The 13,634-nt window shown below is 48.2% G+C and carries 15 protein-coding genes; 7 read left to right on the top strand and 8 right to left on the bottom strand.

The genetic code is table 11. The annotated features are described in order from the left end of the window. Positions 1-68 precede the first annotated feature (68 nt). Together mgtS and OGX95_RS23035 are read left to right on the top strand one after the other, a co-directional pair. Positions 69-164 (top strand): protein MgtS, encoded by a 96-nt coding sequence (gene mgtS / locus OGX95_RS17030; protein WP_003032406.1) that lies wholly within the window; start codon positions 69-71, stop codon positions 162-164. Continuing rightward, complete coding sequence (locus tag OGX95_RS23035; protein ID WP_424953288.1) at positions 164-208, top strand: hypothetical protein; 45 nt, start codon at positions 164-166, stop codon at positions 206-208. Before mgtS ends, OGX95_RS23035 begins: the two co-directional genes overlap by 1 nt. A 239-nt stretch (positions 209-447) precedes the next feature. On the opposite strand, the gene OGX95_RS17035 is transcribed toward OGX95_RS23035, so the two are convergent. After that, a complete protein-coding gene (locus OGX95_RS17035) occupies positions 448-1,374 on the bottom strand; it encodes a diguanylate cyclase (protein ID WP_286630301.1) in 927 nt (308 codons plus the stop codon). 529 nt (positions 1,375-1,903) lie between these two features. Further along, complete coding sequence (gene dcp, locus OGX95_RS17040; RefSeq protein ID WP_286630302.1) at positions 1,904-3,949, bottom strand: peptidyl-dipeptidase Dcp; 2,046 nt, start codon at positions 3,947-3,949, stop codon at positions 1,904-1,906. Between the two features lie 137 nt (positions 3,950-4,086). Here dcp and ydfG point away from each other — a divergent pair, with 137 nt between their 5' ends. The 3 genes from ydfG (at position 4,087) to ydfZ (ending at position 6,000) form a co-directional block, all read left to right on the top strand. Continuing rightward, positions 4,087-4,833, top strand: coding sequence for a bifunctional NADP-dependent 3-hydroxy acid dehydrogenase/3-hydroxypropionate dehydrogenase YdfG (ydfG, locus tag OGX95_RS17045; protein ID WP_048211705.1), 747 nt, complete (start codon positions 4,087-4,089; stop codon positions 4,831-4,833). Between the two features lie 86 nt (positions 4,834-4,919). Next, the gene (locus OGX95_RS17050; protein WP_286630303.1) at positions 4,920-5,606 is read left to right on the top strand and encodes a GntR family transcriptional regulator; all 687 of its coding nucleotides are present in this window, start codon (positions 4,920-4,922) and stop codon (positions 5,604-5,606) included. Positions 5,607-5,796: 190 nt separating this feature from the next. After that, a complete protein-coding gene (gene ydfZ, locus OGX95_RS17055; RefSeq protein ID WP_003032393.1) occupies positions 5,797-6,000 on the top strand; it encodes a putative selenium delivery protein YdfZ in 204 nt (67 codons plus the stop codon). 66 nt (positions 6,001-6,066) lie between these two features. Here the strand turns inward: ydfZ and OGX95_RS17060 are convergent, their stop codons facing one another. From OGX95_RS17060 to OGX95_RS17080, 5 genes are all read right to left on the bottom strand, one after another. Further along, on the bottom strand, positions 6,067-7,542 hold the full coding sequence (locus tag OGX95_RS17060; RefSeq protein WP_286630304.1) for a mannitol dehydrogenase family protein: 1,476 nt from the start codon (positions 7,540-7,542) through the stop codon (positions 6,067-6,069). A 165-nt stretch (positions 7,543-7,707) separates the two neighbouring features. Next, complete coding sequence (locus OGX95_RS17065; RefSeq protein ID WP_286630305.1) at positions 7,708-9,087, bottom strand: MFS transporter; 1,380 nt, start codon at positions 9,085-9,087, stop codon at positions 7,708-7,710. A 52-nt stretch (positions 9,088-9,139) separates the two neighbouring features. Continuing rightward, positions 9,140-10,159 (bottom strand): Zn-dependent oxidoreductase, encoded by a 1,020-nt coding sequence (locus OGX95_RS17070; protein ID WP_286630306.1) that lies wholly within the window; start codon positions 10,157-10,159, stop codon positions 9,140-9,142. Between the two features lie 13 nt (positions 10,160-10,172). Then, positions 10,173-11,387: a starvation-sensing protein RspA gene (rspA, locus tag OGX95_RS17075; protein WP_286630307.1), complete on the bottom strand. Its 1,215-nt coding sequence runs from the start codon at positions 11,385-11,387 to the stop codon at positions 10,173-10,175. A gap of 107 nt (positions 11,388-11,494) precedes the next feature. Then, positions 11,495-11,821 (bottom strand): YnfA family protein, encoded by a 327-nt coding sequence (locus OGX95_RS17080; protein ID WP_005121149.1) that lies wholly within the window; start codon positions 11,819-11,821, stop codon positions 11,495-11,497. A 155-nt stretch (positions 11,822-11,976) separates the two neighbouring features. Here OGX95_RS17080 and OGX95_RS17085 point away from each other — a divergent pair, with 155 nt between their 5' ends. Next, complete coding sequence (locus tag OGX95_RS17085) at positions 11,977-12,318, top strand: DUF1283 family protein (protein ID WP_286630308.1); 342 nt, start codon at positions 11,977-11,979, stop codon at positions 12,316-12,318. A gap of 37 nt (positions 12,319-12,355) precedes the next feature. Beyond that, positions 12,356-12,916 carry a spermidine N1-acetyltransferase gene (gene speG, locus OGX95_RS17090; RefSeq protein WP_101743063.1) on the top strand — a complete coding sequence of 187 codons (561 nt, stop codon included), beginning with the start codon at positions 12,356-12,358 and terminating at the stop codon, positions 12,914-12,916. Positions 12,917-12,922: 6 nt separating this feature from the next. Here the strand turns inward: speG and OGX95_RS17095 are convergent, their stop codons facing one another. Beyond that, positions 12,923-13,633, bottom strand: a complete 711-nt coding sequence (locus OGX95_RS17095; RefSeq protein WP_286630309.1) for a YnfC family lipoprotein — start codon at positions 13,631-13,633, stop codon at positions 12,923-12,925. Position 13,634 lies beyond the last annotated feature (1 nt).

The following is a 13,634-nucleotide window of genomic DNA, read 5'->3' on the forward strand; positions in this document are numbered from 1 at the left end:
CTACTATAGTCATTGACGAGGTGAAATTAAGGTAAGAGAGGAAACTCATAGATAAAGGAGCATTTACTATGCTGGGTAATATGAATATTTTTATGGCTGTTCTGGGAATTATTTTATTTTCCGGTTTCCTGGCCGCGTATTTTAGCCACAGATGGGATGATTGATGAACGGAGATAGTCCTGCACCGAACCGGCCCCTTGTAGCGTAACTGCACAAGGGGCCATTTTTTTACCTGCTTCCCTTCCCTGAATCATTTCTCTGAATTACAGGTAAAAAAAACCGCCGGAGAAACCAGCGGTAAATGCTTGCATGGATAGATTTGTGTTTTGCTTTATACGTTATCTGGCAATTCCCTGCGAAGATAACGAATAGTCGGCTAACATATCATCGACAACCCCAATGGAAGTTAAACGAAACGTAACTACAGCCGTTCTGCGCTGATAAAATTCACGCTCTGACGCGCGTTGTAAGTTGATCATTGGTGCCAACTAACGTGATTTTCTCTTTTTCACCCATAAACATGCAGCGATTCCTGCCGGTCTGTTTTCCCTCATACATGGCTCTGTCAGCACGTCCAAGACCGTTGTCCAGCGTTTCACCCTGTTGAACTCTGGTAATGCCTGCCGTTACCGTTATGCCTATTTCGCCTTCTGGAAAAGGGATTTTTTTCTGGCCAATCAGATGACAAAGACGCAACCCCGCCTGGCAGGCCTGCTCGTCCGTTTTGGTTCGGATGATGACAATAAATTCCTCACCACCATAGCGATAGGCAACCTCATCATATCGAGTCCATGATAATAAATTTGACGCCAGGCTACGCAACACCATGTCGCCAACCAGATGTCCGTAGGTATCATTAACATGTTTAAAACGGTCGATATCCAGCAACAATATGTACAGGTTAAGCGGCTCAGCATCGAGTAACTGCTGGTCAAACGTCTCATCAAGCATTCTTCTGCCAGGCAAACCTGTTAAGACATCAATATTACTGCGAATAGTCAGTAAATAAATTTTGTAGTCCATGACCGCAGACGTAAATGCCAGTAACGCATCCTGGAAACTGTCGAAATGCCATGAATGGCTACGCGCTTCCACGATTGCCAATAGCAATTCCTTGCCTAACAAATGCATTTTCTCATGTGTCGCGTTAATCTTGCTGACATAACGACATTCATCATCATCGTGCTGTGGATGGTCTTTAAGCCACTGCCCAAATTGACAAACAAAGTGAGCGTCATCGCCCGTAATATCAGGCTGAGTAACGTCTGATGACACGACACAGCGGAACATTTTCACTAGCCACTTATAATGAGCATCAATTGATTTGTTAAGTTCGATTAAAATTGCATCTATTTCCTTTGTTCTTCTGATCATCTCGGTTTCCTTCCCTGTATGAACATTTAGACACGGGTATTTTATCGCCAAAAAGGAAAATTTATGTAAACTTTTTAATAGTAATTAATATTATGGAAAGCTACCAAAGATTACTTCGCATGGTAATAAATTATTATTAAGTTAAAATGGTCATGATAATCAATACGATAGAGTTGATGTAATTATTCTTGTTTTATATTAAATGAAACAAAACACTGCTGAGTTAAATCGCAAGAAAGACGATAATATTATCCGCATGACATGTGATTAAGAATCAACCACCACCTTGACGGAGTCATGTCGAAATTACTGCTATGGTTTCCAAATTAAAAAACACACCGGCCATGAACATCGTGGTGAAAGTGATCCCTGACGTAGCGGAAATTCCCGTAAACCTAAAAATAAAAAATACCGCCAAAAGAATCTGCCCGCCCATACCAGCATTCGTCCATTACACATTTTGAGGAAGAAAAAATCCAGCTAAAAACCGGGCATCACGCCCGGTTCAGTTTTTTTCGCTGACAATGTCTTAAGCGCTCAAACCACGATGTTTAAGCATTGGCTCCATTTTGGGAGCGCGGCCACTCCATTGGCAATAAAGTTCAGCTAAATCAGTGCTGTTACCACGGGACAAAATCGCGTCGCGGAATTTCTGCCCGTTTTCACGGGTCAATCCCCCCTGCTCTACAAACCACTGATATCCGTCGTCGGCCAGCATTTGCGTCCACAAATAGGCGTAATATCCTGCGGCATAGCCACCGCCGAAGATATGGGCAAAATAGCTACTGCGATAACGCGGTGGTACAGCCTGCAGATCCAGTCCTTCCGCAGCCAGGGCCTGCCGCTCAAATTCATCGACTGACAGCGATGACACACTCTGCTCCAGGCTGTGCCAGCGCATATCCAGCAATGCGGCACTGAGAAGCTCCGTCATATCATAACCTTTGTTAAATAAGCTGGCCCGTTGCATCTTCTCCAGCAATGACTGGGGCATTTTTTCACCCGTTTCAACATGACGAGCATAACGCGCGAAAACCTGCGGATTACTCGCCCAGTGTTCGTTAATCTGCGACGGGAACTCGACGAAATCACGCGGGGTATTCGTGCCTGACAGCGTTGCATACCGTTGGCTGGCAAACAGACCATGTAGCGTGTGTCCGAACTCATGGAACAACGTGATAACATCATCCCACAGCAGCAAGGCGGCTTGGCCCTGAGCAGGTTTCTGATAGTTACAGACGTTGTAAATTACCGGTCTGGTTTCATTTTGCAGCGATTGCTCAACAAAATTCCCCATCCAGGCACCACCGCTTTTTGATTCACGGGCAAAGAAATCACCATAAAATAGCGCCAGTCCTACGCCATCATGATCGAAAATCTCCCAAACCCGTACATCCGGATGATAAACAGGGATGTCAAAGCGCTCGATGAATTTAATGCCAAACAGTTGGTTTGCTGTCCAGAAAACACCTTCATTCAGCACCGTGTCCAGGGCAAAGTAAGGTTTAAGCAGAGCTTCATCAAGCGCATATTTTTCACGACGCACCTGCTCGGCATAAAATGCCCAGTCCCAGGCCTCAACCTCGAATTCGCCCTGTTGCTGATCAATCGCTTTCTGAATTTCAGTCTGCTCATTCAGCGCGCGTTGACGTGCAGCGGGCACGATCTCCCGCATAAATGAAAGTGCCGCTTCTGGCGTTTTCGCCATCTGATCGGCAATTTTCCAGGCCGCAAAATTCGCAAAGCCCAGTAATGTTGCCTGCTCTCTGCGGATCTCCACCAGCCGTTTAATTATGGCGCGGGTATCGTTGGCATCATTTTTTTCCGCCCGCGTCCATGCCTGGGTAAACAGGTTTTCTCGTGTCTGTCGATCGCGTAACGCAGCAAGTGCCGGTTGTTGTGTGGTGTTCAATAGTGAAATAACCCAGCGTACCTCAAGTCCTTTGTTGCTGGCGGCTTCCGCCGCAACGGCAATTTCCTCTGCGCTGAATCCGTCAAGTTGCCGGACATCATCCACGACCAGTGCACCCGCTTTGTTCGCCGCCAGCAGACGCTGATTGAACTGGCTGGTTAACGTTGCCGACTCCGTATTTAGCGCTTTCAGGCGCGCTTTGTCGGCGTCATTAAGACGCGCACCTGCCAACACAAAGCGTTGGTGAACCACCTCCAACAGACGCAATGATTCACCTTCCAGCTCCAGCGAAGCGCGTTGCTGCCAGACGGCATCTATACGCGCAAAAAGTGCGTCATTAAGGTAGATATCATTGGCCAGCGCGGCCAGTTCGGCGGAGAACGCCTCGTCAAGACGCTGAAGTTCATCGTTGGTATGCGCGGCTGTCATCGCAAAGAAAACGCTGGTGACGCGCGTCAACAACGCCCCACTTTGCTCAAGCGCCAGCAACGTATTTGTGAAATCAGGAGCCTGTTGGTTTTGCACAATCGCCGCTATTTCAGCGCGTTTTTGTTTCACACCTTCATCAAACGCGGGCCGATAATGGCAATCTTCAATCTGATCAAATTGCGGTGCCTGGTAAGGTAATGTGCTGTGGTGCAAAAAAGGATTTGTTAACGACATCTTTTCCTCCTGAAAACGATTTGTTTCATAGAGTAGGCCTACCAGGATTCGACCGCAATCTCGTTAAGCAGGAATAGCTCTGAACAGAAATGACGTGCTATGGTAGTACTACATAAAAAGCGTTGAGGAACAGTGAGATGATCGTTTTAGTAACCGGAGCAACAGCAGGTTTTGGTGAGTGCATTACGCGTCGTTTTATTGAGAATGGGCATAAAGTTATTGCCACCGGACGCCGCCAGGAACGTCTGCAGGAACTGAAAGATGAACTGGGTAACAATCTGTATATCGCCCAGCTTGACGTACGCAATCGCGCATCCATTGAAGAGATGCTGGACGCCCTGCCTGCCGAATGGCGCAATATCGATATCCTGGTCAACAATGCCGGTCTGGCGCTGGGTCTTGAACCAGCCCACAAAGCGAATGTCGATGACTGGGAAACCATGATCGATACTAACAACAAAGGCCTGATTTATATGACTCGTGCCGTTCTGCCTGGCATGGTCGAGCGTAACCGCGGCCACATTATTAATATCGGCTCTACCGCCGGTAGTTGGCCGTACGCTGGCGGGAACGTGTATGGTGCAACCAAAGCGTTTGTTCGTCAGTTTAGTCTGAACCTGCGAACAGACTTACACGGCACAGCGATCCGCGTTACCGACATTGAACCCGGACTGGTTGGCGGTACCGAGTTCTCTAATGTGCGTTTCAAAGGCGATGATGATAAAGCAGGTAAAACCTACGAAAATACAACTGCACTGACTCCGCAGGATGTCACTGAAGCCGTATGGTGGGTAGCTTCGTTACCGGCTCATGTCAACATCAATACCCTTGAGATGATGCCTGTCACCCAGTCTTTTGCCGGGCTCAGCGTGCATCGAAGCTAAATGAGATACCCGGCCTTGTGCCGGGTATAGAAAGCGCTCGATAAGTGATAAAATATCCGGGTTAACTCTCTAATAAGTAAGAATGAATGACCGTAGAAACGCAGCTCAATCCTACACAGCCGGTAAATCAACAGATTTACCGTATTCTTCGCAGCGATATCGTGCATTGTCTGATTGCGCCCGGTACGCCATTGTCGGAGAAAGAGGTTTCCGTACGCTTTAACGTGTCTCGCCAGCCGGTACGAGAAGCATTCATCAAACTGGCAGAAAACGGTTTGATTCAGATCCGTCCACAACGTGGCAGTTACGTGAATAAGATCTCGCTGTCGCAGGTGCAAAATGGCTGTTTTGTCCGTCAGGCCATTGAGTGTGCCGTGGCCCGCCGCGCCGCCTCAACGATCACCGACAACCAGTGTTATCAACTTGAACAAAACCTGCATCAGCAACGCATTGCAATTGACCGTAAGCAGCTCAACGATTTCTTTCAGCTTGATGATGAGTTTCATCAGAAACTGGCATTAATCGCTGATTGCCAGCTTGCCTGGGACACCGTCGAGAATATTAAAGCCACGATTGACCGTGTGCGCTATATGAGTCTGGATCACGTCTCCCCGCCTGAAATGCTACTTCGTCAGCACCATGATATCTTTGCGGCGCTGGTAAAGCATGATGGCGATGCCGTCGAGCATGCAATGATGCTGCATCTACAGGAAATTAGTGAATCTGTTCAGCTTATTCGTCAGGAAAATAGCGACTGGTTTAGCGAAGACTAATACGTAACTCACCTCTCACTGAGGTGAGTTTCCCCGTACTGCCCCCTCTCCTGCATATCCCCATAAAAAAAGCTGTGATTTTGATCGAAAACAAAAAAAATCATTAACGAGAAGCGTATTTATATTGCGCCCGTTACGTGGGACTAAAAGCCCACGGGCTTTGACGGTAAGTTGGAAAGGAGAAAACACCATGAAAACATACGATCGTAACCGCAACGCAATCACCACTGGCAGCCGCGTCATGATTAGTGACACCGGACTCACCGGCCGTATTACAGCCATTGACACCGATGGCCTGACCGCTGAGCAAATCCGCCGCGGTAAAACAGTGGAAATCGAAGGATGCGAAGGCAAATATGCCCCCCTCGAACTGATTCGTTTAGGCATGAACTGATTGGTGTGAATGCCAAAAACAATGCGCCATCTGGCTGTCGTTAAAGCCGGATGGCGACATAGAGAGTTATCTTACTGACTGTAATTTCGCAGCATATTTCGCAACCGTTGCCTTCGCGCCTTCTGCCAGCAAAGTCAGGTATGCTTCTGTCACCCGCTTTTTAAACCGTTCAATCTGTGGCAATTCGTCACCAAAAATAGCGTCAATAGCCAATAGCGCCTGCACACGATCTTCACCTTCGTGACTGTTCTGTACCGCTTTCTGGATCACAGGCAGCAGCGGATCGCTAATTTCAATTGCTTGTCCCTGCTCATCCACGCCCCCGACATAGCGCATCCAACCCGCCACACCGAGTGCAAGCAGCTCAAAACCACTACCGTGCACAATGTGCCAGCGCACAGAGTCAAGCATACGTTGCGGCAGTTTCTGGCTACCGTCCATGGCAATCTGCCAGGTACGATGGCGCAACGCCGGGTTGCTATAGCGATCAATCAGCATGTCGGCGTAATGCTGGAGATCCACCCCTTTCACTTTCAATGTTGGAGCTTGCTCCTGCAGCATCAACGCGCGGGCGGCGACACGATAGTTCTCATCCCCCATACAGTCGTTGATGTGTTGATATCCTGCCAGGTAGCCGAGGTAAGCAAGGAAAGAGTGGCTGCCGTTGAGCATGCGCAACTTCATCTCTTCAAACGGGATAACATCTGCCACCAGTTCAGCTCCGGCCTTTTCCCACTCTGGACGCCCAGCGACAAAGTTATCTTCAATGACCCACTGACGGAACGGTTCGCATGCCACACCAGCCGGATCGCGTACCCCGGTAAGCTGTTCAATTTTGTCCAGCGTATCTGGGGTTACCGCCGGGACAATACGATCAACCATTGTTGACGGGAACGTCACATGTTGTTCGATCCATGCAGCCAGCTCAGCATCCACCGCGCGTGCATATGCAGTCACAACATTACGCATCACATGACCGTTTTCAGGCATGTTGTCACAGGACATCACGGTAAACGCAGCTAAACCTGCGGCTTTACGGCGTGCAAGTGCTTCAACCACCACACCCGGCGCGGTCTTCGGCTGTTTTGGGTTTTGCAGGTCGGCGGCAATCATCGGGTTATCCAACATCAATTGCCCGGTCGCCGGAGAATGGCAATACCCCTTCTCAGTGATGGTCAGGGAAACGATCGCCACCTGCGGCTCGCACAGCGCAGCCAGTACAGCTTCCAGACCATCAACCTGCGCATGCAACGCCTTTTTAACCACGCCAACAACTCTTGCTGTCCAGGCATCCGCAGACATTTCCGCTACGGTATACAGGTTATCTTGCTGTTTCAAATCAGCTATCTGCTGCTCTCCGCCAATCAGGTTTACTTCGCAATATCCCCAGTCACTATGGTGATCTGCTGCCAGAATGTCAGCGTATACCCCCTGGTGTGCGCGGTGGAAAGCACCGAACCCGAGGTGAACAATACGTGGAACCAGTTTTGTACGATCGTAGCCAGGAAGTGCAGCCTTTGCCGCTAAGAGCTTGTTTTGCATTGTATGACCTACTTATCAATGAAATCAGGACTGTCTCAGAGTAACGCCTGTATGGTTGTATGTTTTGATTTGCATTAAGCTTTCTATGATTGGTATGACATCATCTAAAGCTGTGTAATAGCATGATCAGGCCATCAGTTCAGGCCTGACCATACCCTGTCCATACTAGCCAGCCTGAGTGGCTCCAGCACGAACCTTCCCGGTTTTGCTCACTTCCGCAGCATCCTCCAGGACACTCAAATCACGGTCTTTCACTTCAGGCATTAGCAGTGCTGAAACCAAACCAATGAGCGAGTAAGCCATAACCATCACCAGAATCGGCCACCAGGAATTAGTCATGTTGCAGAAAATACCGGCCAGAACAGGACCAAAACCAACAGCCACCAATCCACCGGCCTCTTTTGAGATTGCCATTCGGGTGAAGCGATTACGCGCGCCGAACATTTCAGCCATGGTAATATTTTCGAGAGCGAACAATCCCAGTACCGCAAAATTATGAATAACAATCAGCGCTGTCATAATGACGCCAGGGCTATATGTTTTATCTACAACAATCGATAGCATTGGATAAGCAAGAATAATTGCAGATATATTCAGAATGATATATGGCAAACGGCGACCAAATTTATCTGACAACCACCCTAACAAAGGTATTGTAATAAACCCAAGCACAGAACTAATCATTAAGGCATCTGTCGGTATTGATTTATCAAACAACAATGTTTGCACCAAATATCCGGCAAGGAAAGTCTGAATTAAACCTGAGTTACCCGCCTGTCCAAAACGTAAGCCGGTTGCCAACCAGAAAGACTTACTGGTAAACATTGCACCCAGCGTATTTTCTGTCGGATTATTCAATGCGGGCGCATTCTCCTCATCATTAACTTTCTCAAATACTGGACTTTCTTTGAGGTTCATTCGCAACCAGATGGCAAAAATCATAACCACTACACTCGCCAGGAACGGAATTCGCCAACCCCAGGCTAACAATTCCTCACGATCAAGGGCAAAGAACATCACGGCCCAGATTGCAGTAGCACTTAATGTGCCACAGTTAGTTCCCATTGCAACAAGAGAGGAAATGATGCCGCGTTTCCCTTTTGGTGCGTACTCTGCGAGCATTGTACCAGCCCCAGAGATTTCGGCTCCTGCACCGAGTCCCTGCACAATACGCAGCGTAACCAGCAACACAGGAGCAAAAATTCCGATTTGCGCATATGTCGGTAACACGCCAATTAATGTTGTACAGATCCCCATCATAGTTATTGTAATAAACAGTACTTTTTTTCGACCAATGCTATCCCCCATTTTACCGAAAATAAATGCTCCAACTATTCGTGCAATATACCCTGCCCCGTATGTACCCATTGCCAGAATGAGCGCCATCGCGGCAGATTGTTCCGGGAAAAATATTTCATGAAATACCAGTGCGGCACCCAGTGAATATAATTGAAAATCCATAAATTCGAGAGCTGTCCCTAACCATCCTGAAATGGCTGCTCTCACCAGATCTTTCGTTGACCTTTCGTGTTTTTCTTGATTCATATTGGCTATCTCTAGAGGTAAGATGCGTACCACTTACTCGCAGTTATTAATATTATTCAGTGAAGGTGAGTAAAACTTTGCAGCAGTGCTGCTGATCTTTCTCAAACAATTCAATTGCGTCGGTAACGTGGTGATAGTCAAAAGTATGGGTAATGAGTTTATTGGGGTCGATAAGTCCTTTGACCAACCAATCAATAACAACCGGGAATTTATTTGCATTTAATCTTGAAGAATAGATTGAAAGCTCTTTCCCTGTAATACCTTGCTGTACAATCTGGCAAGGCTCGCTGGAGAATCCCATTATAACTATTCGCGCAGCCGGTGATGCCAGCGTGATAGCCTCCTGTAAAATGGATGGATGACAAGCCGCATCCACAATAATCGTAGGTTTCAGCGCCTTCTCAGCAAGAAAATCCTGCAATGATTGCTGCCCATTATTGACTGTCCAGTCAGCACCGCACTGTTTTGCCATCGTCAGACGTTCGTCAATTCTGTCTGCAATCACTACCGTTTTTACGTTGTAGACATGTTTAAGTGCCTGAACAGTCGTGAGCCCCATCGGGCCAGCCCCGTAAATCAGTGCGATATCGTTCTCTGTTGGTTTAACTTGTCCGGTCACGTTCGCCGCGATGGTAAAAGGTTCCACCATAACAGCGTGCTCATCTTTCACGGCATCAGGGATTAACCAGGCATTTTTCGCGGGTACAACGGTGTACTCACTAAAACCGCCATCACGATGAACCCCCAATACCACCAGCGATGTGCAAACGTTTGGTTTACCAATTGAGCAAGGGTAGCAGTGTCCACAACTGATAACCGGATCAACGGACACACGTTCACCTATACGCGAACGCTCAACCCCTTCACCTACAGCATCAATTACACCAAAGAATTCATGGCCAATAACTCGCGGATATTTCGCAAATGGATTATGTCCACGATAAATATGGCTGTCTGAACCGCAAATCCCCGCCAGTTTTACTTTTACCCGGACCTCTCCTGCTGAAGGTTCTGGTAGCAGTCGCTGTGCGATAACAAGCGTATTCGGTTTTTCAATCACAATACTCTTCATAACAAATCACTCCTTACCAGTTCCACAGCGTGCCATCTTCAAGACGGGCGACCGGCAGATATGCGGGATCGTACGGATATTTCGCGGCAAGTTTTTCGTCAAACTCGATACCGAGCCCGGGTTTGTCACCTGGGTGCATATAGCCGTTATCAAAGGTCCAGTTATGCGGGAACACTTCCAACATCTGTTCTGAGTACCCCATATATTCCTGCACACCGAAGTTTGGTACCCACAGATCGAAATGCAGCGCGGCAGCCATGCAAACTGGCGATAAATCGGAAGGTCCATGAGAACCCGTGCGTACCTGATAAAGTGAGGCAAAATCAGCAATACGACGCATGCCGGTGATACCGCCAGCGTGGGTAATAGTGGTGCGAATATAGTCAATCAGCTGTTCTTCAATAAGCTGCTTGCAGTCCCAGATACTGTTGAAGACTTCCCCTACTGCAATTGGTGTAACCGTATGCTGACGGATCAAGCGGAAACATGCCTGATTTTCAGCCGGGGTAGGATCTTCCATCCAAAATAAACGGTATTGTTCAATGCTCTTGCCAAAACGGGCCGCTTCAATTGGCGTCAGGCGGTGATGCATGTCATGCAGAAGATGTTCATCAAAACCAAATTTGTTGCGCACGGCTTCAAACAATTTCGGTGTGAAATCGAGATATTTCTCCGTCGACCACAGCTGCTCTTCCGGCCACTGGCCTTTGGTCGCAGGTTCGTAGGCCAGGCCTTTACCTTTAGACATACCGTAGGTGGTCTTCATCCCCGGTACACCACACTGCACACGGATCGCTTTAAACCCCATCTCTTGATGACGCGCGTAATCCTCCAGCACATCATCAATGGAATGACCCGTTGTGTGACAGTACACCATGACGCCTTCACGCGATGCACCACCCAGCAACTGGTATAACGGCATATTCGCCGCTTTCGCTTTGATATCCCACAGGGCCATATCCACCGCGGAAATCGCTGACATCGTTACCGGGCCGCGACGCCAGTAAGCCCCCTTGTAGAAAAACTGCCAGATATCTTCAATTCGCTGCGCATCACGCCCAATTAGCTGCGGACACACATGATCTTTCAGGTAGGACGCCACGGATAATTCACGCCCGTTCAGCGTGGCATCCCCTAATCCGGTGATCCCATCGTCTGTCGTGATTTTCAGCGTGACAAAATTACGTCCTGGACAGGTAACAAAAACTTCAGCCCCGACAATCTTCATTTTTTAATCCTTACATCTCTTCTTGTGATGCAGGAAATTTACCCAACTGAGCTACTACCATACAAGTATGAAGATCAAAAAAACGCTCACTGATCACAAAAAAGGCGCTATGCGCGCCCCCATCCAGCCACGATGATCAACATCCCACACAGTGCCACTAACGCGCCGGACCAGTCGTACAGGCTCAGTTTTACGCCATCTACAATGCGTAACCATAGCAATGCAGTCACCACATAGACGCCACCATACGCGGCATATACCCGCCCGCTCGCCGCCGGATGTAGCGTCAGCAACCAGACGAACAGAGCTAATGACACCCCAGCGGGAACCAGCAACCAGGCCGTCGCCCCACGCTTAAGCCAGAGCCAGGGTAAAAAGCAGCCAATGATTTCGCATAACGCGGTGACGAAAAAAAGTAATGTTGTCTTAAGCATTGAAGTTATTCAGTTACCTTCGGTTTAACCATGATACGACAGAATATGTCCAACGTATCCATATGCGCCCAGTGGGTATGCCCTGGCGCAGGAATAGTGTAGAATTTAACCCTGTTTTATCGTTTTTTTCCCCTTTCTCATTAAAGGAATTCGCCATGAAAATTACACTGACCAAACGCCTGTGCCTGACGGCGATGCTGACTCTGGCGGCGGCTGTGTACACCTCTTCCGCATTTGCTGAAACCAGTAAACTGGTCATAGAGTCCGGGGACAGTGCGCAAAGTCGTCAACAGGCTGCAATGGAAAAGGAACAATGGAACGATACGCGTCAGTTGCGTCAGAAAGTCAACAAGCGTACAGAGAAAGAGTGGGACAAAGCCGACGCTGCTTTTGATAGCCGTGATAAATGCGAACAAAGCGCTAACCTGAACGCGTACTGGGAGCCTAACACCCTGCGTTGTCTCGATCGTCGCACTGGCCGCGTCGTTGCCCCATAATCATTGTGCTCACCAGAAGATATTGAAAGGATACGATATGGCAAGCGCCCTCAGTGTAAAGCTGCGCCCGCTGGAGCGTGAAGATTTACGTTTCGTCCATCAGCTTGATAACAACGCCAGCGTCATGCGCTACTGGTTTGAAGAACCTTACGAAGCGTTTGTTGAGCTGTCAGACCTGTATGACAAACACATTCACGACCAAAGTGAACGCCGTTTTGTGGTCGAGTGTGACGGTGAGAAAGCCGGGCTGGTGGAGCTGGTTGAAATTAACCATGTGCACCGCCGCGCTGAATTTCAGATCATCATTTCCCCGGATTACCAGGGCAAAGGTCTGGCAACGCGCGCGGCAAAGCTGGCGATGGATTACGGTTTTACCGTGCTTAATTTATATAAGCTGTATCTGATCGTTGATAAAGAGAACGAAAAAGCAATTCACATCTACCGCAAACTTGGCTTTATGGTGGAAGGTGAACTGATTCATGAGTTCTTTATTAACGGCCAATACCGTAACACCATTCGCATGTGTATCTTCCAACAGCAATATCTGGCCGATCACAAAACACCGGGTTCCAACCTGTTACAACCTACCGCTCAGTAAAAACGGTTAGTAGTAATCAATGGTGTTTTCAATCGAATAATGATGTTCAACTGCCGGCTTTACGCTTTCGTCAACGATAACCAGCTGGCAGTTGACCGGATTAGCATACGAATCATACTCACAGGTTTGTTTGACGTTACCTAAAGGGTGATCGTTCAGCATACTTACTGCTGTGTAATCCAGTTTTTTCAATGGATCGCCTGACGGTCTAGCATCAACCTGCAGCGTATTGTCCTTACTGATGGTGGTTTTGCCGAGCGGGTAGCCTTCCGCGTCATACCGGTACTGCACCTTCATCTCTTTTCCCGTAGCGGACACAACAAAACCGTTATCGTCGGTATCCCACACTACGCCCGCAGAAGGCAGTTCCGCCAGTTGGCATTTCCCCTGTAAGCGGATCCGTTTTTCCAGCGTTTCGGCGTCCCGATAGAAGTTCGCATCCAGCACTAATGCCATTCCAGTATTATTTTCGACATCATGCAATTCCAGCGTATCAAAACAGCCTTCCTGCGACAGCGTACCTGTGACGCGCTTAGTCACTTCGCCTTTGTCATTGAGCAGTGTCTGACTAAAATCTTTCACCGGGCCACGTAGCGGATCGAAATCAAATTCATTGGAGAAGCTGGCCATTTCCGGCGTAAAGGAAACCAGCCCTTTGGCGTTATCACACCCAACCAACACAATACACAGGAAACCTAACAGGGTCTGTTTCTTCACA

The organism is Citrobacter sp. Cu233 (assembly GCF_030332225.1).
Lineage (GTDB): Bacteria > Pseudomonadota > Gammaproteobacteria > Enterobacterales > Enterobacteriaceae > Citrobacter.

Bases quoted from the DNA above. Each gene is read 5' to 3' on its own strand.
- OGX95_RS17080 (WP_005121149.1), bottom strand. From the start codon at position 11,821: ATGCTTAAGACAACATTACTTTTTTTCGTCACCGCGTTATGCGAAATC.
- OGX95_RS17060 (WP_286630304.1), bottom strand. From the start codon at position 7,542: ATGCAAAACAAGCTCTTAGCGGCAAAGGCTGCACTTCCTGGCTACGAT.
- OGX95_RS17085 (WP_286630308.1), top strand. From the start codon at position 11,977: ATGAAAATTACACTGACCAAACGCCTGTGCCTGACGGCGATGCTGACT.
- dcp (WP_286630302.1), bottom strand. From the start codon at position 3,949: ATGTCGTTAACAAATCCTTTTTTGCACCACAGCACATTACCTTACCAG.
- OGX95_RS17070 (WP_286630306.1), bottom strand. From the start codon at position 10,159: ATGAAGAGTATTGTGATTGAAAAACCGAATACGCTTGTTATCGCACAG.
- mgtS (WP_003032406.1), top strand. From the start codon at position 69: ATGCTGGGTAATATGAATATTTTTATGGCTGTTCTGGGAATTATTTTA.
- OGX95_RS17050 (WP_286630303.1), top strand. From the start codon at position 4,920: ATGACCGTAGAAACGCAGCTCAATCCTACACAGCCGGTAAATCAACAG.
- ydfZ (WP_003032393.1), top strand. From the start codon at position 5,797: ATGAAAACATACGATCGTAACCGCAACGCAATCACCACTGGCAGCCGC.
- OGX95_RS17065 (WP_286630305.1), bottom strand. From the start codon at position 9,087: ATGAATCAAGAAAAACACGAAAGGTCAACGAAAGATCTGGTGAGAGCA.
- ydfG (WP_048211705.1), top strand. From the start codon at position 4,087: ATGATCGTTTTAGTAACCGGAGCAACAGCAGGTTTTGGTGAGTGCATT.
- speG (WP_101743063.1), top strand. From the start codon at position 12,356: ATGGCAAGCGCCCTCAGTGTAAAGCTGCGCCCGCTGGAGCGTGAAGAT.
- OGX95_RS17035 (WP_286630301.1), bottom strand. From the start codon at position 1,374: ATGATCAGAAGAACAAAGGAAATAGATGCAATTTTAATCGAACTTAAC.
- rspA (WP_286630307.1), bottom strand. From the start codon at position 11,387: ATGAAGATTGTCGGGGCTGAAGTTTTTGTTACCTGTCCAGGACGTAAT.